The sequence below is a fragment of the Vibrio bivalvicida genome (assembly GCF_001399455.2).
GTDB lineage: Bacteria > Pseudomonadota > Gammaproteobacteria > Enterobacterales > Vibrionaceae > Vibrio > Vibrio bivalvicida.
Genome location: NZ_LLEI02000018.1, coordinates 62,570 through 87,758 on the forward strand (window position 1 = coordinate 62,570; position 25,189 = coordinate 87,758).

Genomic DNA, 25,189 nt, shown 5'->3' on the forward strand with positions numbered 1-25,189 from the left:
TTTCCATTACTTGCGTCCGTGGAGACTTCCTAGTCTTAATTCCGTTATCAGCACCCTGCCGATGAGTACACTTTAGCTACTTGGTAAAATTGAACAATCCATTGAGAGCAAAAAAACTCACTTTTTTATGACCAAATTTTCACAGCCCTATTTTTCAATAAGTTACAAAATAGCAGAGGCAATTTACACAACCAAGTATGGACGATCTCTTACAAGAGATAAGGAAAGATCACTCACCCCAACCATAGAGAGAATGTGATCGTTCTCAAACGAAAAAGCCCAAGCAAACTGCTTGGGCTTTTTCATTACAACTTTATGCTCGAACGAATAAGTAGGGCTTAGTGTAGGCCACCAACATATTTAGAAAGAGTATCGATATCTTCATCCGTGAGTTTTTTCGCGATATCACGCATCATCTCGTTCATATCGTTTCCACGAGAACCATCACGGAATTTTACTAGCTGAGCTTTGATGTAGTCAGCATGCTGGCCAGAAATTTTCGGGAAGCCAGACAGCTCTGTACCATCACCACGGGGGCCATGACAGGCAATACATGCTGTTAGTCCACGCTCGGCATCACCAGAGGTATAAAGTACTTTACCCGTATCGACCACATTCTCTGGTGTAGTATTGTGAGAAATAGGTAGAGATGCGTAATAAGCCGCCAGGTCTTTCATATCTTCCTCAGATAGTGGCATAGCCATACCACTCATCACAGGATCCATACGACCTTGCTTACCATTACTAGTCATACCCAACTTGAACTCTTTCAGCTGCTTTTCAATATACTTAGCATGCTGACCTGCAATTTTCGGGTACATAGCGAGTTGACTGTTGCCATCAGCACCATGGCAGGCAACACAGGTTTGGGATTTTGCTTTACCAGCTTCAATGTTACCTTGGGCCCACACGGAGCAGCTGGCTAAAAGACTCAAGATTAGCGCTAATTTCTTCATGACATTCCATTATAATTATCAAGCTTCCGGTACCACTTGCAGGGCGTGTTGACCTTTTCATGGTACAATAGGCGACCTTATGCCGAGCACGGTTATTTTACACAATTTCACAAAAAAGTAATCAATCGACTACACAAAGTCGAGATGGAGTTAACAGTGAGCGTAAAAATTCATTATCAAAACACCCATTTCATCACGAGTGCACCTGATATTCGTCACTTGCCAGAAGATGAAGGTATCGAAGTTGCGTTTGCAGGACGCTCCAATGCGGGTAAGTCTAGTTCTTTAAACCGCCTAACGAACCAACGCAGCCTTGCAAAAACCAGTAAAACACCTGGTCGTACACAACTCATTAACCTTTTTAAGGTTACCGATGGTTGTCATATCGTCGATTTACCAGGTTATGGCTTTGCTCAAGTCCCCCTAGAAATGAAGAAAAAGTGGCAAAAGTCTTTAGGTGAGTACTTGCAAAAGCGCCAATGTCTAAAAGGCTTAGTCGTATTAATGGATATCCGTCATCCAATGAAAGATCTCGATCAACAGCTTATCTTTTGGGCGGTGGACAGTGGTATTCCAGTTCAAGTACTACTGACGAAAGCAGACAAACTGAAGAGCGGAGCACGCAAAGCCCAAGTTTTGAAGATCAAGAAAGATGCAGTTGGTTTTGGCGGTGATGTCAGTGTCGCAGCGTTTTCTTCACTGAAGGGACTTGGAGTCGACACACTACGCAGCAAACTCGATCAGTGGTTTGCTCCAGCGCTCACTGAATCGGTTGTCGAAGAAATCATCGAAGAAGAAAATCTCGATAACGAACAAGAGTAACTATTCAACAGCGACTTTATTGATTAGCCCTGCCCTAACAAGCAGGGCTTTTTTGTCTGCCTAGAAAAATAAAAGCCCCACCATCCTGGCGGGGCAACGGGAGAGAAATAGTCGTTATTAGTTATTATACGTTTAGGATTATGTATCTCGGTACTTAAATCAATATGCTGAAAGGCGGTATAATTTGCTATGCACGCCTCTCCATAAAAAAATAAACACTTGAAAGTAAACGTAATTAGTCTACAAAAAGTCTATTTTATTGCTATCTAGCCGCTTTAGTTTCCCAGCCAAAATAACCAAACTGTGACTGGTATTAATTTACAAACTTTCGGTAAATTACATTCAACCTAATTGAACTAATGTTAATCAGGACTTTTCAACGCAAATTAGGATTAAATTAGAAGGTTGTTGGCTTTCATAGGTATCGTATTGATATTTATGGATTTTTCTTTAGCACAATAAAAAACGCCCCAGTCAAAAGCTGACTGGGGCGGCTGAATCAGCCTAATCCAATAACGTGAAACAAAAGGTCTGAAAGATAGAACATCTTACCTCTGTACCCTACGCAGATTAATGTACAACAATTGGTCAGAAATGAAAACTATTTTTGTAAGTTTTTTTCATTAAAATTTTGTTAAGCAACATTTGGGCTCAAATCCATTTAACTTTTTTAGAACCAAAAAAAAGCCAACGTTTGTGCGCTGGCTCATGCAAAAGTGACATTTTAGGCGATTTTTTGCTTAGTGCGCCTGATCCCAGTTATCTCCATGACCAGCATCTGCGACCAAAGGGACATCAAGCTGTACTGCGGATTCCATCAATTGTTGTACTTTACTTTCAATTTCGGCTAAAGCTGACTCTTGTACTTCAAATACCAATTCATCATGAACTTGCATTAGCAGTTTAACGCGTCCATCACCTTCAGCTTGAATCCACTCATCAACTAATAGCATAGCTTTCTTGATAATGTCGGCGGCTGTTCCTTGCATTGGCGCGTTGATCGCTGCTCGTTCTGCTGCTTTACGACGCATACCATTACGTGACTTGATCTCAGGAAGGTGCAAACGGCGACCAAAGATAGTTTCAACATAACCCTGCTCTGCAGCCGCACTGCGAGTATCTTCCATATACTGCATCACACCAGGGTAACGCTCGAAATACTTGTTCATGTAGTCTTGTGCTTCCCCACGAGGAATACCGAGCTGCTTAGCTAAACCAAACGCACTCATACCGTAGATAAGGCCGAAGTTAACTGCTTTCGCGCGGCGACGTTGTTCTGAGCTGACTTGTTCAATAGTCGTACCCATGATCTCTGCAGCAGTGGCTGCATGGATATCTTTCCCTTGCTGGAACGCTTCTAACAGCGCTTTATCACCCGACAAGTGCGCCATGATACGCAGCTCAATTTGCGAGTAATCGACCGCCATGATCTTATAGCCGTGCGGTGCAATAAATGCCTGACGGATGCGGCGACCTTCTTCATTACGGATTGGAATATTCTGTAAGTTAGGATCGGTAGAAGAAAGACGACCGGTTGCGGTTACCGCTTGATGATAAGAGGTATGCACACGCCCTGTTTCTGGGTTAATCATCTTCGGCAGCTTGTCGGTATAAGTCGACTTTAGCTTGGCCAAACCACGGTACTCGAGAATCAGCTTAGGTAATGGGTAATCCAATGCCAGCTCTTGTAGCACTTCTTCGTTAGTCGAAGGCGTACCTGAAGGTGTCTTCTTGGTCACCGGCAAACCCATCTTCTCGAACAGAATTACTTGAAGCTGCTTTGGCGAATTCATGTTGAATTCCTGCTCAGCAATCTCAAATGCTTTCTGTTCTAATTCATCAAGACGTTGAGCTATCTCTTGCGACTGAGCAGATAACTTCATGTCATCAATCAGAACCCCAGTACGTTCAATACGAGAAAGCACAGGCACCAGAGGAACCTCAATATCTTGGTAGATATCTTTCAGCTTCTCATCCTGCTCAATGTTAGTCATAAGTCGGTTATGAAGGCGTAGCGTAACATCAGCATCTTCTGCCGCGTAAGGCGATGCTTGATCGAGCTCGATTTGATTGAACGTCAGTTGTTTTTTACCTTTACCGGCAATTTGCTCGAAAGAAATACAACTGTGCTGAAGGAAACGCAGCGCCAAGCTGTCCATATCATGTTTGCCACCAACACTGTTATAAACGTAAGACGCTAACATGGTGTCATGCTTAATGCCTTTCATCTCAATGCCGTAACGCGCTAACACGCTCGCATCGTACTTAAGGTTCTGACCCACCTTCGCGTGAGCATCATCTTCTAAGATTTGTTTTAGTTGCGCCAGAACCCAATCACGCTCTAGCTGCGCAGGTGCATCTAGGTAATCGTGGGCAACAGGCACATACGCTGCAACACCTTCTTCGGTCGCAAATGATAGACCAACAAGGTTAGCAACCATGTAATCCAAGCTATCGGTTTCCGTATCGAAAGCAAACACCTCGGCTGCTTTTAGCTTCTCTAGCCAAGCATTGAATGAAGACTCATCTAGGATGGTTTCATACTGACTACGGTCGATAGTCACTGCCGATGTGTCGATATCTGCTGCAGAATCAGAAGAGGCAGCGCTCCGAGCACCCGACTTCTCATCAGCCTCAACCACACCGGTGCCACCATCAAGAAGTTCGTTTAGCCAAGATTTAAACACCAACTGACCATACAGTTTGATCAACTCATCTTTGTTAGGCTCAGTTTTAAGCAGAGACTCAGGCGTATCTTCTAACTCTACATCCAGTTTGATCGTCGCAAGGTCATAAGACAGACGTGCATTTTCTTCATTGTCTAGTAGCTTTTTCGCCATGGTTTTCGAACCGCGGAAACCTAATGGAGCGATATCGCCGAGGCTTTCATACAGTTTGTTAATGCCGCCAATACCTTGCAGCAAAGCCGTCGCGGTTTTATCACCAACACCCGGCACACCAGGAATGTTATCGACCTTATCCCCCATCAAGGCAAGGTAGTCGATGATCAATTCAGGTGGAATACCAAACTTCTCAACCACACCTTCACGATCCATCACCACATTGGTCATGGTGTTGATCAAGGTAACATTGTCATCTACTAATTGCGCCATATCTTTATCACCGGTACTGATTAACACAGGCATACCAGCTTGGGATGCTTGGTAAGCCAGCGTACCAATAACATCATCGGCTTCTACGCCCGGAGTACAGATCAATGGCAAACCCATCGCGCGGATCACGTTGTGCAAAGGCTCAATCTGACAGCGCAGATCATCGGGCATTGGAGGACGATTTGCCTTGTACTCTGGATACATATCATCACGGAAGGTTTTTCCTTTTGCATCAAAGACAACCGCTATACGATCTGAAGAGAACTGACGCATCATGCTACGCAGCATGTTGACCACACCATAAACGGCATTGGTTGGAATTTCGCCATTACTCATCGTTTCTGGATAAGCGTGGAATGCGCGGTATAAATAAGAAGAACCGTCAATTAAAATCAACGGATTATCAGGAATGTTGGCCATAGTCTTTACGTATCCAAAGAAAATGCAAAAAAGATCTGCTTAGGATGCCATGACTGGTTCAGCGAATCCATTTTAACTCTTTGAACTCTACTCACACATTTGGTTATTCCTTTATCACCTCACTCACCTTCTTGTGGATAACTCTGTTTATATTATTTACCCACAGGATATAAAACAGTGCGCAAAAAACTCAAAACAGACCTCAAGCCATTGTAAATAAAAAACAAATTATCAGATCGATCGTTTGAAGATCGATCCTAAAATGATCTTGCGTTGTGGAAAAGACTACTGGTGTCCTTTTGTTCGAAGCGAAATAGCAGGCATAAAAAAAGCGACATCTTTCGATGTCGCCTAGCAAAAAGGGGTCAAAGCAATTCAGGTGAATGAGGTGCTTTGCCATAAAGCTATAAATTACACTGGAAGCAATGTGAGCAATGTCGTGTCAAAAAGAACTCGTGCAAGTTCGATTAAGTTCAGTGTCATCACCGTCTCCAATTGTGAATCTGGTAACTCAACGTCCTTGTGAACTTCTCTCATTCCCTAAGACGAGACAAATAATAACCATTCTCATTTAATGCGTCAACACCTAAATGAGAAAAAATCTCATTTAATTTTTATGACACTCGCCCAATTGCTTTACAAAATGAATTCGGCTCTCTAACAATAGTCCTCTTTGTTCATAATTTTCAATAAGATAGCCATTTTTAATCAGCAGTCTGAGCATGGCAGGAAATTGGTTACGTGATTTCACTTTAAGCTGTTTATAGCCCTGCTCTGTTACCCATTGCTCCTGAATATCTAGTAATTTTTGCGCCACCCCTTTGTTTCTCGCTAAACAAGACACGCCACCAAACCAGCTGTAGAACGTCGTTTCGTCGATCTGGTAACCAATCTTGAACCCTAGGATGTCGTCACCTTGTTGCGCCACCTGAATCAAAAAGCGCTGCTTTCCTTCTAAACGTGCAGACAAGCTCTCAACGGTCTCTTTATGGGCAAATTCCGCGATCTGCTCAACGACCTGAACACACTCTTCCAATGTACCTAGGCGATATTCAATACTCACTACTACTCTCCAAACTAAAAAAGGCTGACAAACGCCAGCCTTTGATATTTTTTGCTTAATTTGCGCTACGCTTGGTCGTCTTTTAAGAACGTCGCCGCTTGCGCATTTTCTTCCGCTAGCCACTCAGCGACATCTTTAGCAAAATAGGTGAGGATGCCATCCGCCCCTGCTCGCTTAAAGCACAGTAGAGATTCCATCACGGTATCACGCTCTTTTAACCAACCATTGGCAAATGCCGCTTTGTGCATCGCATACTCACCAGAGACTTGATAAGCAAAGGTTGGTACTTCAAGTTCAGATTTAACGCGGCGAACAATATCAAGATAAGGCATACCAGGCTTAACCATGACCATGTCAGCGCCTTCATTCACGTCCATCGCCACTTCATGAATCGCTTCATCGCTATTAGCAGGATCCATTTGGTAGTTTTTCTTATTGCCACCCTTAAGGTTGCTTGCACTACCGACCGCATCGCGGAAAGGTCCATAGTAACAAGAAGCGTATTTGGCAGAATAAGCCATGATCTGGGTATTGATGTGGCCTGCTTGCTCAAGCGCTTTACGAATCTCACCAATACGTCCATCCATCATGTCTGAAGGGGCAACGACATCGGCGCCGGCTTCTGCATGAGATAGAGCCTGTTTAACTAAGACTTTGGTTGTCTCATCGTTTAGCACGTAACCTTCTTCATCAATGATGCCGTCTTGACCATGAGTAGTGAATGGGTCAAGCGCGACATCCGTGATCACGCCGATTTCTGGAACATGCTCTTTCAGAGAACGAACCGCACGCTGCACTAATCCTTCAGGGTTGTAAGCTTCAGCAGCACATAGGCTTTTGGCATCTTGGTTGACCACAGGGAATAGAGCGATCGCAGGAACACCTAACTGAGCTAAGTACTGCGCCTCTTCTAGCATTAGATCAATCGACAAACGTTCGATACCCGGCATTGACTCCACGGTTTCGCGGCGATCTTTACCCATAAGAATAAACATTGGATAAATCAGATCGTTAACAGACAATTGGTTTTCAGCCATCAAGCGGCGGCTAAAGTCATGCTTGCGCAGGCGGCGCATACGACGGCCAGGGAATTGACCTTGAATCGAAACTGACACTCTATTCTCCTTGTGTGGTGAAAGTGCTTGAATTGCATAATATCACTCCAAGCCGACGACACCAGAGAGAGTCGAGAAAAATGCAAAAAATGACCAAATGCTCACACTGCCGTATACTCTCAGCTCTGATAGAGAGTGAGATAAGCAATGATTGATACCCACGCACATATTTACGCCACTGAATTTGATACTGATCGCGACCAAGTCGTCCAGCGTGCGTTGGCACAAGGCATTGATAAGATACTACTGCCAAACATTGATTTAGACTCTATCGAGCCGATGTTGCGCACCGAGGCCGAGTACCCAGACGTTTGCCGCTCGATGATGGGATTGCACCCTTGTTACGTCAACGCCGATGTTAAACAGAGCCTAGACATCATTCATTCTTGGTTTGATAAGCACAACTTTATTGCCGTCGGTGAAATTGGTATTGATCTCTATTGGGACAAAACCTTTAAATCCGAACAAGAGATGGCGTTTATTACTCAGCTCAATTGGGCAAAAGAGATGAAGCTGCCAGTGGTCATTCATACACGCGACTCAATAGAAGAGACCCTCACATTACTTCGTCAAGAGCAAGATGGTTCTTTAAGCGGTGTATTCCACTGTTTTGGTGGCAGTGTTGAAGAAGCCAAAGCGATCAATGATCTCGGCTTTCACCTTGGGCTTGGTGGCGTTTCGACGTTTAAAAATGGTGGCATGGATAAAGTGATTCCACATCTAGATATGGATTACGTTATCTTAGAAACTGACTGCCCTTATCTCGCTCCTGTTCCGCATCGTGGTAAACGCAATGAACCTGCGTATACCTCACTTGTTGCTCAACGCGTCGCTGACCTAAGAGAAATCAGTGTCGAACAAGTGGATAGCCTCACCACTCACAATGCCAAAACGCTGTTTAGTCTTTAGCTCTCCAGCTCTCCAGCTCTCCAGCTCTCCAGCTCTCCAGCTCTCCAGCTCTCCAGAAAATAGAAAGGGGTTGATAGTTAACTATCAACCCCTTGATGTATCGCGTTCTAAGTGGATTACTCTTCCACTTGGTCCTCACTGTCACCTTTACGCACATAAAAGCGCGCAAAGAACAAACCAACCTCAAACAGTAGGCACATAGGAATCGCCAGTAGTGTTTGCGAGATCATATCTGGCGGCGTCAGCATCATCCCGACCACAAAGGCACCAACAATAATATACGGACGCTTCTGACTTAAGCTTTTAGGATCAGTGGCACCAGTCCAGCAAAGCAAGATAATGGCTACAGGCACTTCAAAGGCAATACCAAATGCTAGGAATAACGCCAAGACAAAATCGAGATAGCTAGAAATATCCGTCGCAAACTCTACTCCACCGAGTGAAATAGCAGTAAAGAAGCCAAACACTAACGGAAATACCACAAAATAAGCAAAAGCAACACCGCAGTAGAACAGCAACGAGCTAGAGAACATTAGTGGCATGATTAAACGACGTTCATGTTTGTATAAGCCAGGAGCAACAAACGCCCACACCTGATAAAGAATAAACGGAACCGCGACAAAAATAGACGCGATTAAAGTCAACTTTAGTGGCGTAAAGAAAGGAGATGCCACATCGGTAGCAATCATGGTTGCCCCTTCAGGTAGACGCTCTACCAAAGGTGCTGAGACAAACTCATAGATGTCATTGGCAAAATAGATCAGCCCGATGAAAACCACCAATACCGCTACAATTGCTCGTAGCAGGCGATTTCTCAGCTCTAGTAAATGGCTGATCAAAGGTTGTGTCTGCTCAACAGAAGACATGGAAACCTCTACTCATAAAGATCGAAAAGGAGCTACTCCATAGCAGCTCCTCCTGTATGCGAGACTATTCGGCTTTTTTATCTGCCTGTGGCGCTGATTGAGTGTTTAGACTCTCAACCGCCCCTACTGAGTCATTGGCGTTCTGAGCAGGCTCAACGGTTTCGTTGGCCGCTTCAGCAATGTTCGTCGCTGATTCGCTTTTGCTCGCGTATGGGCGTTGAACATCTTGCGCAGCTTGCTTTAATTGCTCCACCGAAGACTTGAGCTCTGGAGATAAATCTTCCATTCCCATCTGCTCGGCTTTGCGCAAGTTTTCTTGTAGCTCTTGAACCTTAAGCTCATGTGAAAGTTCATCTTTCACACTGTTTGCCATGTTTTTCGCCGCACCAACAAACTTGGAAACACTACGAATGGCATGAGGCAAACGCTCAGGCCCAAGAACCACCAGCCCAACGACAGATATTAATACCAGTTCCCAAAAACCGATATCAAACACGATCTACGCCTGCTCTTTGTCTTTCTTAGTTTCAGCCGTCGCGTCTGTTTTCTGCTGCTCTACGCTCTTTTGCTGATCAACGGCTTTCTGCTCAAAGTCTGCGTCTTTCTTATCTTTGTCGGACTCATCTTCGCTCATTGCTTTCTTAAAGCCTTTTACTGCACCGCCTAGGTCGCCACCGATACCACGTAGCTTCTTAGTACCAAATAGTAGAACCACGATGACAGCAATAATCAAAAGTTGCCAAATACTAATACCACCCATTCTTTTTACCTCGGGTCTTATTAAACAAAATTAATTTCAAGAGTTTAACGTCTATTGACGATAAGCTCGCCAACTAAGCAACCAAAATGTGACCCCACCTAGGGCGCTGGCCAGCGAAAGTTGCTCATATGTGCTGTTGACCAATATTGCCGAGCATACGACTAATGTGGCTCCAACACCAAATAAAAATTTACCTGTTGCCTGCTGCCTTTTGCTAGAACGATAACCTTGGTAAAGCTGGTCCATTCTCTGGTTCATCATTTTACCCTGACGCAAGCTGTCATACAGAAGCTCTGGCAGTTCAGGTAATTTCTCTGCCCAAAAAGGGGCGCGGTCTTTAACCGCATTGATCACTGCCTGAGGACCAACTTGGTTCATCATCCACTGTTCTAAAAATGGTTTAGCCGTTTCCCACAAGTCAAGCTGCGGATATAACTGTCGTCCTAAACCTTCCACATAAAGCAGCGTTTTTTGTAGTAACACTAACTGCGGCTGGACTTCCATATTAAAACGACGCGCGGTGTTAAATAGATTCAGTAGTACATGACCGAACGAAATTTCACACAGTGGCTTAGCAAAAATCGGTTCACATACAATACGTATGGCAAACTCGAACTCATCGATGTTGGTTTCACGTGGAACCCAACCCGACTCAACGTGCAACTCGGCGACACGTCGGTAATCTCGGTTAAAGAAGGCTAAGAAGTTCTCTGCCAGATAGCGCTTATCTTCGCTGTTTAATGTACCGACGATGCCACAATCTAAACCTATCCAACGCGGGTTTTCTGGATGATCCGGTTCAACAAACACGTTGCCTGGATGCATATCCGCATGGAAGAAGCTGTCTCTGAATACCTGAGTGAAGAACACGCTTACTCCGCGCTCTGCCAACAGTTTCATATTGGTACCGTTAGCTTTCAACCCTTCAATATCAGAAACTTGGAAGCCGTATATTCGCTCAGAAACCATGACAGTTTCATTACTAAAGTCGGTGATAACTTCAGGAACATATAGTTCTTCACTGGCTTCAAAGTTGCGTCGGAGTTGAATCGCGTTAGCAGCTTCCCGGCGCAAGTCCAATTCATCAAGCAAGGTCTTCTCATATTCGCGCACTACTTCGACAGGTTTCAAACGACGTGCTTCAGGAAGTGCTTTGGCGACTATACGCGCCATGCGGTACATCAGTTTTAGATCTGCATCAATGACCGGGCGAATATCTGGTCGAATAACCTTCAATACCACTTCTTGGTTAGTCGATTTCAGCTTGGCGGTATGCACCTGAGCGATCGAGGCAGACGCAAGCGGTTCAATCGCGAAATCATCAAACCATGTCTCTAGTGAACCACCGAGTGCTTGTTCGATTTGCTGCTTGGCAAGCTGACCATCAAATGGTGAAACCTGGTCTTGCAGCAAGGCCAGTGGATCAGCAATTTGCGGCGGGAAAAGATCTCGACGAGTCGACATCATCTGACCAAACTTAATCCATACAGGACCGAGCTCTTGCAATGCTAAACGCAGTCTGTCACCAAGTGGTTTCTCTGGGTGTTTGTTTTTAATCCAAAACAGACTTTTTCTTGCTAGCAGTGGCGCTTTAGTCAACTGGTGTGTTGGCAGTAGCTCATCTAACCCATACTCAAGCTGAACACGGATGATCTGGTATAAACGACGCATCTCTGTTGGGGTCATGCGCGCTCCAGCAGTTGATTCAATTTAGCCTCGACACGTGAAGCTTGGCTTTTCACTTCATCCACTTGGTCACAGAAATGCGCCACCTCTAGTGGTGCTGGCGCAATTTTCCACTCTTCTGTCAGGACTTGAGCAAGGTGGTCTTGATGTTTTTCGGCTTGCGACTTGAAGAATTGACCGACATTGGCAGCACCCTGAACCACAGTATGCGCAACAACATCCCCCGTCACGCGCGATAACCACTCTTCAATATCTGGTTTGCAATCCGTCATCAGCTGCGAAAACTTTTGTGCCAGCTGAATATCGCCTTCCAATACCAATTTATCTTGCTTGATAAGCTTAGTGATATTGGACTGCTCACGCAGTTCTGGCAGTACCGAGAGGTTCAATGATAAATAGCAATCCGGTTCACCTTCATAATTCGCCAAAACATCAATTTGCTGGCTAAAGATAAAGGTCAATGTCTTGTTCAGTTCTTTAAGGTGAACTTGAATCACTTGCCCTTTTAAGCGAGCAAGACGACGACCGAGCTCAGGGTCGTCGTTAATAAGAGTGTTGAGTGACGTTTCAATCACTGCAGTAACAAGAGGCTCAAATGGCATAACAACCGACCTTAGAACTTATAACCACGGTGAAGGGCAACGATCCCCCCCGTCAGGTTGTAGTAACTGGTTTGATCGAAGCCAGCTTCATTCATCATGCCCTTCAAGGTCTCTTGATTTGGGTGCATACGGATAGATTCCGCTAGGTAACGGTAGCTTTCCGCATCATTTGCCACCAACTCGCCCATTTTAGGTAGTAGATGGAATGAGTAGGTATCATAAATTTTTGATAATGGCTCTAGAACTGGTTTTGAAAACTCAAGCACCAATAAACGGCCACCTGGCTTAAGCACGCGGTACATAGATCGCAATGCTTTGTCTTTGTCGGTGACATTACGTAGACAGAAACTAATCGTAATTGCATCAAAATAATCGTCAGGAAACGGTAGTTCTTCGGCGTTTGCTTGCACGTAGTGAACGTTACCGACAATACCGTTGTCACGCAGTTTGTCACGACCAACATTCAGCATCGAGTTGTTAATGTCAGCCAAAACCACATGACCTTTTTCACCCACGATACGTGAAAACTTAGCAGTAAGATCCCCAGTACCACCACCTAGGTCTAAAACACGTTGACCAGGACGAACACCACTACAATCGATAGTGAAACGCTTCCAGAGGCGGTGAATACCACCCGACATTAAGTCATTCATAATGTCGTACTTAGCCGCCACAGAGTGGAAAACTTCAGCAACTTTCGTCACTTTCTCGTCTTTTGCTACGGTACTGAAACCAAAGTGCGTGGTTTCATTTGATTCTAAAGCTGTATTCGATTGCACGCTTGTATCCGTCATGATGATTCCTCTTCGAGCAGCGCATTGAATAAATACGACCTAAGCACTGCGGGCGATTAGTTTACTTTATCCTCATCCGGATGTCTTTGTACGGAAGAGTCATTTTTATCCAAGGCAGCATTTTCTGTGAAATGGTCATGTTGAGCGAGTTGTGCCAAATCATTGGATATTGGTTTTTTCACTTCAACGCCCAACTGTTTAAAGCTTTCCGCTTGGCGAATCACATTCCCGCGCCCTGTAGCGAGCTTGTTCATCGCCCCTTGATAATTTTGGTTGGCTCTATCTAATGCACCGCCAAGGCTTTCCATGTCATCTACAAACAGACGCAGCTTGTCGTAAAGCTTGCTTGCGCGCTCGGCGATAACCTGAGCATTCTGGTTTTGCCGATCGTTACGCCATAGGTTATCGATCGTGCGCAGCGCCACGAGCAAGGTGGTTGGGCTGACCAAGATAATGTTTTGCTCCATCGCATCTTTTACCAAACTAGGGTCTGCTTGAATAGCCACCTGAAATGCAGGCTCCACAGGAATAAACATCAGCACATAGTCTAGGCTCTGAATGCCTTTTAGCTGATGGTAGTCTTTTTGAGATAGCCCTTTAATATGGGCTCGCAAGGCAAGTAAGTGGTCACTTAACGCTCGTTCTCGTTGGTTATCTGTTTCAGCATTAAAGTACCTTTCGTATGCTACCAAGGCCATTTTAGAGTCCACCACCACTTGTTTATCTTGCGGTAAGTGAACAATCACATCGGGCTGGTAGCGTTTACCCGCTTCATTTTGCAAACTGACCTGGGTTTGATATTCATGCCCTTCACGTAAGCCAGACTCCGCTAATACGCGCGCGAGTACGACTTCTCCCCAGTTGCCCTGCTGCTTGTTATCGCCCTTTAGTGCTTGAGTCAGATTAAGCGCTTCTTTGGTCATCTGCTCATTCAAGCGCTGTAAGTTCTTCAACTCATGAACTAAGGTATGGCGCTCTTTAGCTTCTTGATTAAAGCTGTCGTTGACTTGCTTCTTAAATCCTTCAAGTTGCTCTTTAAGGGGAGATAGCAAACCATCCAAACTCTGACGGTTTTGCTGATCCACTTTGGCAGTTTTAGATTCAAACAACTGGTTTGCAAGCTGCTCAAATTGCTGCTTAAGACGCTCTTCTGCCTGCTCTAACAGTTGCAGCTTCTCTTGGCTGGCTTTGTTTTGTTGCTCATGGCGTGCTTCTTGTTCACGTAACTGCGCTTCTAACTGCGATTTTTGCTCGCGAATCTGATTGAGGTCATCGGCATACTGCTGGCGTTCCTGCTTTACTGCTTCGAAGTAACGTAGCTTCTCTAGCACCGCCATCAACTTACCGTGAGACTGCTTTATCTCGTAAGCAGACTTATCACGTTCACCATCAAACTCGTCGAGTTCTTGCTGCGCCTCACGGAGTTCTTTTTGCAGTTGCTCAATTTGGCTGCTAGCAAGCTGCTGATTCGATTCCAATTGTTGTTCAAGAAGCTGATTGTCAAAGCGCATTTTCTGTTTGACCCACCAGCCGACAACCATGCCACTTGCTACGGCACCAGATAGGCCACAGATCAACATAGCTTGATGCTCAAGAATCCATTGCATAATAAAGATTTAACTATTCTGAATTAGATACTTTCAATGGTATTTTAGCACTGGATAAATGTCCAGTTTGTCGGCTAGATATCGAACAGCTAGACTAGGCGCTCACTACCCTGTCCCATACTTTTCACCAGTGAGTCTTAACTGGTTGGTTTTATTGAAGGAACATCATGAACGAGCGCCGTGCTTTAGGCTTAGGTTTATCAGCAGTATTACTCTGGTCAACGGTTGCCACCGCATTCAAACTCACCTTGGCTGAGTTTTCCCCTATTCAAATGTTGACTGTCGCCAGTATCACTTCCGCACTGGCACTGACGGTTATTTGTGCTGTGCAAGGTAAGCTTAAGACACTACCTAGCACATTTCTCTCCAACCCCGGGTATTACCTACTGTTAGGGCTGATTAACCCACTCGCTTACTACGTTATTTTGTTTAAAGCTTATGACTTACTTCCTGCTTCCCAAGCACAGGCGATCAATTACAGCTGGGCAATTACGCTCACCCTGATGGCGGCAGTATTTTTAGGCCAGAAAATACGTAAACAAGATTGGATTGCTTGTACGTTCAGCTACTTGGGGGTGATTGTTATTGCCACACAAGGCGATTTGCTTGGCTTAAACTTTGAGAGCCCGCTAGGGGTTGGCTTGGCTCTGTTTTCCACTCTACTTTGGGCAAGTTACTGGATTTTAAATACCAAAAACAAGGCAGACCCTGTTGTCGGCGTTTTACTCGGTTTTTTAGTCGCGATTCCATTTGCGATTGGTTTAACTCTTTATGAGGGGCTGAGCTTTAGCCAGATTTCGATGCAAGGCTGGCTGGCGGTCAGCTATGTGGGATTGTTTGAGATGGGAATTACCTTTGTTCTATGGCTAAGTGCTTTGAAGCTCACACAAAACACTTCCCGCTTAAGTAACCTTATTTTTGCTTCTCCTTTTATCTCGCTGATGCTTTTAGCCACCATTATTGGCGAGCAGATTCATCCTTCAACACTTGTTGGATTAGTACTAATAATTACCGGCTTGGTGATCCAACAGATTAATATTGGCAAAAAAAGTTTTGCCAAACAACCTGGATAACTAAAAGACTATTCTAGATAGGCCTACCTAGAATAGTTGGTAGGCCAATTCACTTCCTTGGCCACGAACCTCATCAATTTTTGGTACTACGGAGTGGCAAATATGCAGCGCAGATGCCGCTTTGCAGTTGGCAATATATTCGCGTTTTTCTCGCTCGTCCAACATCATATCCCAACGTTTATTCACATCACGCGAGAAATAGATAAGGCAGGCAAAACGTTTTGATTCAAGAGCTTGTCCAGGGTGGTTGACGTTTGCAATGGCATCAACTAACTCATGAGGAAACTTCCAAGTTTCCGCCAGCAGCGAGCCTAGTTGCTGCGCATCAATACCGATCACTTCTTGCTGCACTTTGGCTGCATTCTCACCATTTTGCACACGTTGTTGAATATCCACCGCCTTTTTGGGCTCCAGAGTGTGGATCATTAGCTCGCCAATATTGTGTAGGACACCAATAGTAAACGCCTCGCTCGGATCAAGCTTAATCTCTCTTGCTACTGTGCTTGCAATTGTGGCGACTTCGAACGTTTCAGCCCAGTAATCTTTAATGTTGAGCGTTTCTAGACGCGGAAAGGTTGAAACCAATATTGAAGAGGAAATCAGATTGCGTATTGGCCCAAGCCCAAGACGCACGATAGCATCATTGATATTGGTAATACCTTTTACTCCCCCATAAGCAGCAGAATTGGCCATTCTTAATACCCTAGCCAGTAACACCTGATCCATCGCCATTTTCTGGGACAACGCACTAAAGTCGATGGTTTCACGATTTACCATTTCCAATAATTCTTGGAGAACACTTTCGATACGTGGTAGCTCGTTAATACGAGAGATCAATGCTTCCTGACTCATAGAGCTTACTCCTTTATACCCTTTACTTTTTTATAAGTAAGTGTAGTACTAAAGTGTGAACTCTAAGCAAATTTCCCGTATGAAAATCACACCCACTGTCCGGCGGCAAAACCAGAACTCCAGCACCATTGGAAGTTATAGCCCCCGAGCCAGCCAGTTACATCCATCACCTCACCGATAAAGTACAAACCGTTAATCTGCTTGCATTCCATCGTCTTAGAAGAGAGATGATTAGTATCAACGCCACCAAGAGTTACTTCGGCTGTACGATATCCTTCAGTGCCGTTAGGTGCGATTTGCCAGTTTTCTAGCTGCTTAGCGATGGCTTCAAGTTGCTTAACGTTAAACTGTTTCAGTGGTTTGTCTGCAAAAACCTTTCGCTCGATCAAAACTTCAACAAGTCGCTTTGGTAGCACCTTGGCTAGGGTGTTTTTAAGACTCTGATTAGGGTGCTTGTCGAGGGAACGTTGCAGTAGTTCATCAACATCCACTTCAGGGACTAAGTTAATCGTCACTTTCTGCCCGGCTTTCCAGAACGAAGAGATTTGCAACACTGAGGGCCCAGATAAACCGCGGTGGGTAAACAATAGTGCCTCTTTAAACATGGTGCCGTCTTGAGCGGTAATCTCCGCTGGAATAGCAATACCAGACAGTTCAGCAAATGACTCTTTGTCTTCTTTGTGCAGGGTAAATGGCACAAGTCCCGCAGTGGTCGAAATAATATCGAGACCAAATTGCTCAGCAATCTTATAACCAAATGGCGTTGCGCCCAATTTTGGCATTGATAAGCCACCTGTCGCCACAACCAATGAGTCACATTCAATCACACTCGTATTGGTGCGCAGAGCAAAGCCAGTCTCAGTCTTTTCAATTTGGTGGATATCTTGCTGGTAGCGCTGACTCACACACGGTAAATCACACTCTGCCAGAAGCATCTTGACGATATCTTTTGAGTCGTAATCTCCAACACAGAATAACTGCCCATGATCACGCTCTTCAAACTCAATCCCATGTTTACTCACCATGGAGATAAAGTCCCAGTTGGTATATTGAGACAAGGCAGATTTGACAAAATGTGGGTTTTGACACAAGAAGTTATTTGCCGACACATCATAGTTGGTGAAGTTACAACGACCGCCACCAGCTATAAGGATCTTGCGTCCAGGCTTTTTTGCATGATCTAGTAGCAACACTTTGCGACCACGCTTACCCGCCTCAGCGGCACACATTAGCCCCGCAGCACCCGCACCTATGATGACGACATCAAACTTTTCTGTCATGAACCACTACTCAACAATTAAAACCAATAAAAAAGGATGTGCCTGATGCACATCCTTCGCAATTTACGCGGCTATTTTAGCGGCATTTTGAACCAATGCCAATTTAGCTAGAGAATCATTGCCGCCAGCAAGGTTACCGCGAGTAACGAGGTCGATAAAATAAACAGCTCGCGTACTCTGTCGCACTTACCCGTGAACACTTCATCATGATGATGATGATACTCTTTACTCTTTATGTAATGGAACAAGCGAACCTGCTTAGTGACATTACCGTGAGTGGTAAAGAAGCCATTGCCATCGACTTGCTGATAAAGTAACGGGTGGGCTTCACGCATGATGTAAATCAAAGAGCGCAGCGCGGTAAGATAGCGCGCCATATTAACGAGCGTTACCATCATTAGCGCAAATAGAATTGTGTCAGCATTGATCATCTTTTCCTCCCTACATCTTCTAAAATGCCCAGAGAAAAAGACGACCTACTTAGAGTGTCTTACGCCGAAATTTATTCAGCGGGGGCATCCATGATTGAAGATGAACCTTCTTTCGCCAAAGCTGCTAAATCTTTGTCGATAAAGAACAGCGCTTTGCCATCTTCGCCAACTAGATCTAGCTTATCTAAGATCCCTTTAAATAACTTCTCTTCCTCGTGCTGCTCTGCAACGTACCACTGTAAGAAGTTGAACGTAGAATAGTCTTGTGATGTAAACGCCACATGAGCAAGTTTGTTGATTTTTTCGGTAATCATCTGCTCGTGTTCAAATGTCTCACGGAAGACATCGCCCAGACTATTAAACTCGTGCTTTGGTGCTTCGATGACACCTAAAATAGGCATTGCACCTGTCTCACTCACGTAAGTGAAAAGACGCTGCATGTGCTCCATTTCTTCTACGGCATGTGCACGTAAAAACTCAGCTGCACCTTCGAATCCTTTGTCTTCACACCAAGCACTCATTTGTAAGTATAGATTGGATGAGAAAAATTCGAGATTAATTTGCTCATTCAATTGATCGACCATTGCTTGAGAAAGCATCTACCACTCCTACTAAGTCTATGAAGTTAAATTGACTATATCATGTTGGTCACCATAACACTTTGTATGCCAAATGTGGATCTGAGATCACTTCAGCAAAATTTATTGATTCAAGGTGCTAATCTTTAATCAGAACCCTTACAAGGAGATAGCACTATGAGTTATCAACATATTTTGGTTGCCATCGACCTATCTGAAGACAGCAAACTCTTGGTCGAAAGAGCCGTATCCTTGGCAAAACCGCTTGGCGCATCTGTGTCGTTCGTTCATATCGATGTAAATTACGCTGAGCTTTATACCGGCCTGATTGACATCAACCTTGCCGAAACCCAACACCAAGCCATTGAAGCATCTCAGAAGCAGCTACAGAACTTGGCTGACCATGCAGATTTCCCTATCAAGCATACTTTGGTCGGTAGCGGCGATCTGAGCAATGAACTGTGCGATACCATCAAGGAATTCAATATCGATCTTGTTGTGTGTGGCCATCATCAAGATTTTTGGAGCAAACTGCTCTCCTCTACTCGCCAGCTCATCAATTGTTCACCCGTTGATATGTTGGTAGTACCACTCAAGGACTAAATAGGTATACACTGCCCGATAGTTTTTGATAATGAGTCTTAGTTATGGGGTATTTATCTGCGGTCACCTTGCTGTGGGCGTTTTCATTTAGCCTGATCGGCGTTTATCTAGCTGGTCAGGTTGATTCTTGGTTCTCAGTGCTAATGCGTGTTGCACTCGCAAGCTTGGTTTTTTTGCCTTTTCTTAAATTCAAAGGGGTCAACAAAGGACTAATAGCCAAACTCATGGTGGTTGGTGGTTTTCAGCTTGGCTTAATGTATTGCTTCTATTACCAATCTTTCTTATTGCTCTCAGTGCCTGAAGTACTGCTGTTCACTGTCTTTACGCCTATTTATGTCACACTGATTTACGATTTACTCAAACGTCGCTTCTCGCCTTGGTACTTAGTCACAGCGGCTATCGCAGTCGCTGGCGCCGCTTTTATTAAATTTGCAGGCATCAACGAGAACTTCATTGTTGGTTTCCTCGTGGTTCAGGGTGCTAATGTCTGTTTCGCGATTGGTCAGGTCGGCTACAAGTACTTGATGGAAAAATACGATGTAGAATTGCCACAGCACGCAATTTTTGGCTATTTCTATTTAGGCGCTTTGTGTGTCGCGACGGTCGCGTTCGCCTTAATGGGTAACCTAGACAAAATGCCAACTACCAGTACACAGTGGGGAGTATTGGTTTACCTTGGCCTTATTGCTTCAGGTTTGGGGTACTTTGCCTGGAACAAGGGCGCAACTCTAGTCAATGCTGGTGCTCTAGCTGTGATGAACAATGCTTTGGTTCCTGCAGGTCTTGTCGTTAATATTGTGATTTGGAATCGAGATGTGGATATCACTCAATTGAGTATCGGTGGCGCAATCATCCTGCTTTCTTTGTGGGTCAACGAGACTTGGGTCAAGCGTAAAGTTGAACAGAGTTATCAAACCAATCCACAGTAAATAAAATCATTAGATGCAAAAAAGCTCTCCATTGACGGAGAGCTTTTTATTGTCTGTATGATTAATGAAGGTTTGAGCTAGTTTGTGTCTCTGGTATCTCTGCGACTAAGCTAGATAGACTTACCTTATCTTCCAATTTCTTCTGTTTTTTAATCAGCTTACGTTGCTTATTCGCTAGCTTGAGCAGTTTCTTCTGCTGCTTGTAGTGTTTCTTTATCGCTTTCTTTGCCTTCTTAAGCGATTTTTTGTCTTCTAAATCAAACACTTCACTAGCTACAGTTTCTGCTTGGCTAGTTTGAAGTTGCGTTTTTTGCAGCAAGGCTTTCTCTTTCACCCTCTCAACCACTCTTCTGACAGCTTGCGCTTTTTGCTCTGAGGGTAGATTTGCTTGAGTATTAGGCAAAGCTTCCGCTAGTAAAGCACAGCTCTGTTGTTGCTCTAACGGCTTATTTTGGCAAGCTTGAGGAGGAATAGCGGCTGGTTTACAAAGGGAGTCTTTAGACGCAGACGAGCGAGCACAAGAGCGACAAAGATATTTAGGTTCAACCACCAAGCGATGAATATCACCCAAATTTTCCGCAATTTGCTTGCGATTCATCTTACAGAAACGTTTAGCCACGCTACAACTCCAGCTAAGAATACGAATAGTTCTTAGTAAGATATACCTGCTTGATAAGGAATTAGCAAGGACAAGAATCGCACTATTGATACAGTGTTCGCTAAGTCATTGATGCATTAACATAAACATCGAAACGATTTTTTTTCGTCTCAATTGCCATCATAGGTTTTTGTTGGTTGAGCCAATCTGCATAGTCGGGCCGTTTCACCACCACCCTTTTAGTAGCAAGGGCTAAAGCGGGTTCCAACAGGCCATCAGCATCATGATCGGCACCAACCAAAGACTGGAAAACACGCATCTCTTTTTTCACTAATGCGCTCTTTTTCTTGTTGTCAGGGTGCGGGTACATAGGGTCAAGATAAACCACATCAGGTTTAACAAACTCTGGATCTTCAGCAAGTTGACTGAGCGCATTATGGCTAGAAGCATGAATCAAAGACATACGCTCACTCACCCACGCTCCGATCTCAGGATCATTCTTAGCTCGGGTTAGCCCATCATCCAATAACGCCGCTACGACAGGATGGCGCTCAACCATCTGAACTTTGCATCCTAGCGAAGCCAAGACGAAAGCATCACGCCCGAGACCGGCAGTGCCATCAAGTATCGTCGGTGTCGCGCCCTTGTTTAAACCAGCCGCCTTAGCTATCGCCTGACCTTTACCGCCACCAAATTTACGTCTATGTGCAACCGCGCCACCGGCTAGATCAACGAAAATGGCTCCTAGTTTTGGCTCATCTAACTTACGTAGCTCTAAATGCTGCTCTGTAAGCACCAGAGCAAACGGGCTTTCATCGCTATACGCTAGCCCCCAGCGTTGTGTTATCTGTTGAAAACGTTCAGTTTGTGTTTGATCTTCACATAACAGCTGTAGTTGCACGCAATATTCCTAAGGGTTTAATCACTAACTCGGGCGCAGTTTACTGGATCTTTAGCCATTTCACTAAGCATTCTGTTGTGGTGTTAGCTCTGATACCAGTTCAGCAAGCGGCTTAGGTTTGCCGATGACATAGCCCTGTGCATAATCGACCCCGAGTTCCATCAATTGTTCAATAATCTGAGTGTTTTCTACAAACTCGGCGACGGTTTGCTTACCCATTTGTCGAGCAAGATCGTTAATTGAACGCACCATTAAGTGGTCCATATCATTGGTGTCCATATCACGGACAAAAATGCCGTCTATTTTTACGATATCGACAGGAAGCTGCTTCAAGTATCCAAATGAAGATAAACCAGAACCAAAATCATCGAGTGCAATGTAGCAGCCTAACGCTTTAAGCTGACTAAAAAACTCAATCGCTTGCTTCATATTGCTCATTGCTGCGGTCTCTGTGATTTCAAGACAAATTTTTCCACACGGTACTGAACTGCGCGCAAGTTTTTCTAGCAAGAAAGCGATGAACTCTTTGTTGCCCATTGAATGGCCTGAAAGGTTTATCGAACAGCGCGCCAATTGCTCTAGTACCTCAGGGTGCTGTTCAAACCAAGTAAGAGTCTGGTTGACCACTTGTTTGTCGAGCAAATGAGCAATGTTGTAACGCTCAGAAGCTGGCATAAAAATACCGGGGGAAATATATTCACCATCGGCGTTTTTAATTCGAATCAGTATTTCAAAGTGCATTCCCTGCTCATTACCCGTCAAGTCAAGAATCTGCTGAGCAAAGAGTTCTATTCTATTGTTGGCCAGAGCGTTGTGCACTAAGTTGACGCTTTCCATTTCTTGCTCTCGGCGACGTAATTCTTGGTCATCAAGACAATACATGCTGAAGCGATTGCGCCCTTCTTCTTTAGCCACATGACAAGCGGTGTCGGCTTGAGCGTGAACCATTTGTGGCGATGAAGCCGTATGGTCAATTAAACGTATACCTATTGAACAGTTCAATGTAAGACTAATATCTTCCCAAATAAACGCATGTTCACTCAAGGTATTGATGATAGTCGTGGCAAGTTTCTTGGCATCCATTTCCGTACAATCTTTCAATAGGATGGCAAACTCATCGCCCCCTAAGCGTGCCAGGATCGTATTGTAAGGCAACACTTCTTCCAGCATGCTGGCACAAAACTGGATGGCGGCATCTCCGGCCTCGTGCCCCGCGGTATCATTAAGTACTTTAAGCTGATCAAGGTCGATATAGAGCATCGCATGTGTTCGGGTATAGCTTTCGACCTCACGCAGTGCCTTCTCCAACTCCTTTTCGAAGTAGTTACGACTGTAAGTACCTGTCAGCAAATCATGTTGCGCTTGATATTGAAGCTGCTCTGATAACGCTTTGGTCTCAGTAACATCTTCGCCAACAATGAGTAGGTGCCCTGATTCAGCCAAAGGACGAATGTTTTCACGCACCCAAACAATATGTCCATCAGCATGGCGATATTCAATTTCTCGGCGCCATACACCTTTAATCGCCTGCTTAGGTTGCAGCAGAACTTGCCTTGGCACTAGCGAATTATTGTTGTGATAGAATTCTTTCAACCTATGGCCAAGAACCTGCTCAGAGCGATAACCCAATAGTTGCTCAGCAAACTGGTTAACTTGTTGGATGCGATTTTGCTCATCTAGGGTAACCATCATTACAGGTTGCTGATCGTAATAATGGCTTAAGTTGGCCTCTCGTTGATAGAGACGCTCTTCTGTAATTTTGCGTGAAGTAATGTCACGCGCCTCTAATAAGTACTGACTACCTTCATTCAGCAGAGGTATTGGCTTAAGCGAAAGTTCTAATACCATCGAGCCTTGATCGGCATGCCAAATTTCAGCCTCAAACTGAACAATAGCGTCGTGCTCTTTAGTGATAAAAAATTGCTTCAATTGATCTCTAGCTTGCTGTTCCCAATGGCGATGCTGCCATATTGGACGCTCAACACTAAAGTTTTGGTCATAGAGCAGATCCTGCAGCTTGCGATTGCTTGACATAATGTGGCCGCTGGCATCAATCACCCCAATAAAATGATAGCTCTGATCAAAAACCATTTCGATTAATGTTTGGCTCTCTTTTGCAAGCTGCTCACTACGCTTTATCCGGCTGAGATAATAGATAAGAATCATAATGATAACCGCCAGAAAAAGTACCAAACTGCCTGCTATTTCTAGCTCCTGCTGATAACGGTCAGAAAAAGATTGAGGCTTATTGAAAATAACAGATGTCGCCTCTCCTTCTATGCCGAGCCCCCATTTCAACACAGCTTGATAGTCGAGTTTGATTTCTGGAATGCCCACTTCAACTTTTGGTAGCTGAGCTTCTGGATTGTCTAGCACGCGTTGCAATAGTTTCGCCGTCTGCTGACCATGCTGCCGACCACTTTGAATTACACCGCCCACAGCTCCGTAACCTAAGCCCAAGTCATGCACCATATAAATTGGTGCCTTAGAGGCTTCATTCAACTGCTGCCAATGCTCTTGCTGAGCCACAATAGAGCCATCTATTTCTCGGTAGTAAATCCAAAAAATGACACTCGCTGTACTTTCTAGCTTTGTAGCAAACTCAATGAGCTGTTCAAATTTTTCCGGAATAAGTGAAACCACTCGATCATTATATTCCGGGTAGTGAGTTAAAAACTTGTCAATTTGTGAACGTGCAGCCGCGCCAGTCACCGAATAGTCGGTAACGATATAGATTGACTTAACTTCAGGTTGAATACGCTCTATCAGTGAGATATTGCTGTAAAGATCAATATCTTCCGTTACACCTGTCGCGTTAAGATCTTTATGCATGTTGGGGTCGTAGCCATTGATCCCACCGAAGATAACTGGCGTATCCCCTAAAATGGGTGCCAGTTTGTTCATCAGCAGCAAAGCATTATTGTCACTGACGACAACGGCTTTAAACTGCTCTTGCTCAAATTTAGTTTTATAGAGAGAGTACAATTGTTCAAAGTAGGCATCGCTCTGTATTCGCTTGGTATCGAGATACAGAACACGTGTAGAGATATGAGCGTTCTTCAGTTGCTGTTCTAAACCCTTTTGAAAGGTATCAGTCCAAAAGAAACCTTGATGGTAGGAGTGCACCACTAACACATCATTTTCACTTGCTCGCGTAGCAAAAGTGGTAACTAGCGCTAGAAGGATTAGACACAAACGCACTAAAATAGTCTCAAAATCAAAGGAGTATGG

24 protein-coding genes are annotated in these 25,189 nt (G+C 44.5%); 5 read left to right on the plus strand and 19 right to left on the minus strand.

Features of this window, described 5'->3' with window-relative positions; all coding sequences use genetic code 11:
- Positions 1–338 precede the first annotated feature (338 nt).
- A complete protein-coding gene (locus tag APB76_RS04200; RefSeq protein WP_049846362.1) occupies positions 339–956 on the minus strand; it encodes a c-type cytochrome in 618 nt (205 codons plus the stop codon).
- Positions 957–1,112: 156 nt separating this feature from the next.
- Between APB76_RS04200 and yihA the strand changes: the two genes are divergently transcribed.
- A complete protein-coding gene (yihA, locus tag APB76_RS04205) occupies positions 1,113–1,778 on the plus strand; it encodes a ribosome biogenesis GTP-binding protein YihA/YsxC (RefSeq protein WP_049846361.1) in 666 nt (221 codons plus the stop codon).
- A 499-nt stretch (positions 1,779–2,277) separates the two neighbouring features.
- Here yihA and APB76_RS23550 read toward each other — a convergent pair whose 3' ends face one another.
- The 4 genes from APB76_RS23550 to hemB all read right to left on the minus strand — a co-directional run bounded on the left by APB76_RS23550 (position 2,278) and on the right by hemB (position 7,489).
- A complete protein-coding gene (locus tag APB76_RS23550; RefSeq protein ID WP_438356636.1) occupies positions 2,278–2,325 on the minus strand; it encodes a hypothetical protein in 48 nt (15 codons plus the stop codon).
- A 193-nt stretch (positions 2,326–2,518) separates the two neighbouring features.
- The gene (gene polA / locus APB76_RS04210; protein ID WP_054963166.1) at positions 2,519–5,311 is read right to left on the minus strand and encodes a DNA polymerase I; all 2,793 of its coding nucleotides are present in this window, start codon (positions 5,309–5,311) and stop codon (positions 2,519–2,521) included.
- 607 nt (positions 5,312–5,918) lie between these two features.
- Positions 5,919–6,374, minus strand: coding sequence for a GNAT family N-acetyltransferase (locus APB76_RS04215; protein ID WP_054963167.1), 456 nt, complete (start codon positions 6,372–6,374; stop codon positions 5,919–5,921).
- 65 nt (positions 6,375–6,439) lie between these two features.
- The gene (gene hemB, locus APB76_RS04220; protein ID WP_054963168.1) at positions 6,440–7,489 is read right to left on the minus strand and encodes a porphobilinogen synthase; all 1,050 of its coding nucleotides are present in this window, start codon (positions 7,487–7,489) and stop codon (positions 6,440–6,442) included.
- 147 nt (positions 7,490–7,636) lie between these two features.
- On the opposite strand from hemB, the gene APB76_RS04225 reads away from it, so the two are divergent.
- On the plus strand, positions 7,637–8,398 hold the full coding sequence (locus APB76_RS04225) for a TatD family hydrolase (RefSeq protein ID WP_054963169.1): 762 nt from the start codon (positions 7,637–7,639) through the stop codon (positions 8,396–8,398).
- A gap of 116 nt (positions 8,399–8,514) precedes the next feature.
- Here the strand turns inward: APB76_RS04225 and tatC are convergent, their stop codons facing one another.
- From tatC to rmuC, 7 genes are all read right to left on the minus strand, one after another.
- Positions 8,515–9,264 (minus strand): twin-arginine translocase subunit TatC, encoded by a 750-nt coding sequence (gene tatC, locus APB76_RS04230; RefSeq protein ID WP_049846356.1) that lies wholly within the window; start codon positions 9,262–9,264, stop codon positions 8,515–8,517.
- Between the two features lie 64 nt (positions 9,265–9,328).
- A complete protein-coding gene (gene tatB / locus APB76_RS04235) occupies positions 9,329–9,760 on the minus strand; it encodes a Sec-independent protein translocase protein TatB (RefSeq protein WP_049846355.1) in 432 nt (143 codons plus the stop codon).
- Between the two features lie 3 nt (positions 9,761–9,763).
- Positions 9,764–10,024 carry a Sec-independent protein translocase subunit TatA gene (tatA, locus tag APB76_RS04240; RefSeq protein WP_054963170.1) on the minus strand — a complete coding sequence of 87 codons (261 nt, stop codon included), beginning with the start codon at positions 10,022–10,024 and terminating at the stop codon, positions 9,764–9,766.
- A 51-nt stretch (positions 10,025–10,075) separates the two neighbouring features.
- Positions 10,076–11,710, minus strand: a complete 1,635-nt coding sequence (ubiB, locus tag APB76_RS04245; RefSeq protein WP_054963171.1) for a ubiquinone biosynthesis regulatory protein kinase UbiB — start codon at positions 11,708–11,710, stop codon at positions 10,076–10,078.
- Positions 11,707–12,312 (minus strand): ubiquinone biosynthesis accessory factor UbiJ, encoded by a 606-nt coding sequence (locus APB76_RS04250; protein ID WP_054963172.1) that lies wholly within the window; start codon positions 12,310–12,312, stop codon positions 11,707–11,709. The genes ubiB and APB76_RS04250 overlap by 4 nt, the downstream gene beginning before the upstream one ends.
- A gap of 11 nt (positions 12,313–12,323) precedes the next feature.
- Positions 12,324–13,106, minus strand: a complete 783-nt coding sequence (ubiE, locus tag APB76_RS04255) for a bifunctional demethylmenaquinone methyltransferase/2-methoxy-6-polyprenyl-1,4-benzoquinol methylase UbiE (RefSeq protein ID WP_049846351.1) — start codon at positions 13,104–13,106, stop codon at positions 12,324–12,326.
- A gap of 56 nt (positions 13,107–13,162) precedes the next feature.
- Positions 13,163–14,713, minus strand: a complete 1,551-nt coding sequence (gene rmuC / locus APB76_RS04260) for a DNA recombination protein RmuC (protein ID WP_054963173.1) — start codon at positions 14,711–14,713, stop codon at positions 13,163–13,165.
- Between the two features lie 167 nt (positions 14,714–14,880).
- Between rmuC and APB76_RS04265 the strand changes: the two genes are divergently transcribed.
- Positions 14,881–15,786: a DMT family transporter gene (locus APB76_RS04265; protein ID WP_049846349.1), complete on the plus strand. Its 906-nt coding sequence runs from the start codon at positions 14,881–14,883 to the stop codon at positions 15,784–15,786.
- Positions 15,787–15,813: 27 nt separating this feature from the next.
- Here the strand turns inward: APB76_RS04265 and APB76_RS04270 are convergent, their stop codons facing one another.
- The 4 genes from APB76_RS04270 to ftnA all read right to left on the minus strand — a co-directional run bounded on the left by APB76_RS04270 (position 15,814) and on the right by ftnA (position 18,948).
- Entirely contained in the window at positions 15,814–16,638 is an 825-nt protein-coding gene (locus tag APB76_RS04270; RefSeq protein WP_049846348.1) for an HDOD domain-containing protein, read from the minus strand.
- Positions 16,639–16,724: 86 nt separating this feature from the next.
- Positions 16,725–17,918 (minus strand): BaiN/RdsA family NAD(P)/FAD-dependent oxidoreductase, encoded by a 1,194-nt coding sequence (locus tag APB76_RS04275; RefSeq protein ID WP_049846347.1) that lies wholly within the window; start codon positions 17,916–17,918, stop codon positions 16,725–16,727.
- Between the two features lie 107 nt (positions 17,919–18,025).
- The gene (gene uspB / locus APB76_RS04280; protein ID WP_045954504.1) at positions 18,026–18,349 is read right to left on the minus strand and encodes a universal stress protein UspB; all 324 of its coding nucleotides are present in this window, start codon (positions 18,347–18,349) and stop codon (positions 18,026–18,028) included.
- Between the two features lie 71 nt (positions 18,350–18,420).
- Positions 18,421–18,948 carry a non-heme ferritin gene (gene ftnA / locus APB76_RS04285; RefSeq protein ID WP_049846346.1) on the minus strand — a complete coding sequence of 176 codons (528 nt, stop codon included), beginning with the start codon at positions 18,946–18,948 and terminating at the stop codon, positions 18,421–18,423.
- A 156-nt stretch (positions 18,949–19,104) separates the two neighbouring features.
- Between ftnA and uspA the strand changes: the two genes are divergently transcribed.
- Together uspA and APB76_RS04295 are read left to right on the plus strand one after the other, a co-directional pair.
- Positions 19,105–19,530 (plus strand): universal stress protein UspA, encoded by a 426-nt coding sequence (gene uspA, locus APB76_RS04290; protein WP_049846345.1) that lies wholly within the window; start codon positions 19,105–19,107, stop codon positions 19,528–19,530.
- Between the two features lie 44 nt (positions 19,531–19,574).
- Positions 19,575–20,459, plus strand: a complete 885-nt coding sequence (locus APB76_RS04295; protein WP_054963174.1) for a carboxylate/amino acid/amine transporter — start codon at positions 19,575–19,577, stop codon at positions 20,457–20,459.
- A gap of 61 nt (positions 20,460–20,520) precedes the next feature.
- On the opposite strand, the gene APB76_RS04300 is transcribed toward APB76_RS04295, so the two are convergent.
- The 3 genes from APB76_RS04300 to APB76_RS04310 form a co-directional block, all read right to left on the minus strand.
- Positions 20,521–21,078: a hypothetical protein gene (locus APB76_RS04300; protein WP_049846343.1), complete on the minus strand. Its 558-nt coding sequence runs from the start codon at positions 21,076–21,078 to the stop codon at positions 20,521–20,523.
- 100 nt (positions 21,079–21,178) lie between these two features.
- Entirely contained in the window at positions 21,179–21,958 is a 780-nt protein-coding gene (locus APB76_RS04305; RefSeq protein ID WP_054963175.1) for a class I SAM-dependent methyltransferase, read from the minus strand.
- A 63-nt stretch (positions 21,959–22,021) separates the two neighbouring features.
- Complete coding sequence (locus APB76_RS04310; RefSeq protein WP_054963176.1) at positions 22,022–25,159, minus strand: ABC transporter substrate binding protein; 3,138 nt, start codon at positions 25,157–25,159, stop codon at positions 22,022–22,024.
- Positions 25,160–25,189 lie beyond the last annotated feature (30 nt).

Bases quoted from the DNA above. Each gene is read 5' to 3' on its own strand.
- APB76_RS04200 (WP_049846362.1), bottom strand. From the start codon at position 956: ATGAAGAAATTAGCGCTAATCTTGAGTCTTTTAGCCAGCTGCTCCGTG.
- APB76_RS04275 (WP_049846347.1), bottom strand. From the start codon at position 17,918: ATGACAGAAAAGTTTGATGTCGTCATCATAGGTGCGGGTGCTGCGGGG.
- rmuC (WP_054963173.1), bottom strand. From the start codon at position 14,713: ATGCAATGGATTCTTGAGCATCAAGCTATGTTGATCTGTGGCCTATCT.
- uspA (WP_049846345.1), top strand. From the start codon at position 19,105: ATGAGTTATCAACATATTTTGGTTGCCATCGACCTATCTGAAGACAGC.
- tatA (WP_054963170.1), bottom strand. From the start codon at position 10,024: ATGGGTGGTATTAGTATTTGGCAACTTTTGATTATTGCTGTCATCGTG.
- APB76_RS04270 (WP_049846348.1), bottom strand. From the start codon at position 16,638: ATGAGTCAGGAAGCATTGATCTCTCGTATTAACGAGCTACCACGTATC.
- uspB (WP_045954504.1), bottom strand. From the start codon at position 18,349: ATGATCAATGCTGACACAATTCTATTTGCGCTAATGATGGTAACGCTC.
- ubiE (WP_049846351.1), bottom strand. From the start codon at position 13,106: ATGACGGATACAAGCGTGCAATCGAATACAGCTTTAGAATCAAATGAA.
- APB76_RS04225 (WP_054963169.1), top strand. From the start codon at position 7,637: ATGATTGATACCCACGCACATATTTACGCCACTGAATTTGATACTGAT.
- polA (WP_054963166.1), bottom strand. From the start codon at position 5,311: ATGGCCAACATTCCTGATAATCCGTTGATTTTAATTGACGGTTCTTCT.
- ubiB (WP_054963171.1), bottom strand. From the start codon at position 11,710: ATGACCCCAACAGAGATGCGTCGTTTATACCAGATCATCCGTGTTCAG.
- APB76_RS04250 (WP_054963172.1), bottom strand. From the start codon at position 12,312: ATGCCATTTGAGCCTCTTGTTACTGCAGTGATTGAAACGTCACTCAAC.
- APB76_RS04265 (WP_049846349.1), top strand. From the start codon at position 14,881: ATGAACGAGCGCCGTGCTTTAGGCTTAGGTTTATCAGCAGTATTACTC.
- APB76_RS04295 (WP_054963174.1), top strand. From the start codon at position 19,575: ATGGGGTATTTATCTGCGGTCACCTTGCTGTGGGCGTTTTCATTTAGC.
- ftnA (WP_049846346.1), bottom strand. From the start codon at position 18,948: ATGCTTTCTCAAGCAATGGTCGATCAATTGAATGAGCAAATTAATCTC.
- tatC (WP_049846356.1), bottom strand. From the start codon at position 9,264: ATGTCTTCTGTTGAGCAGACACAACCTTTGATCAGCCATTTACTAGAG.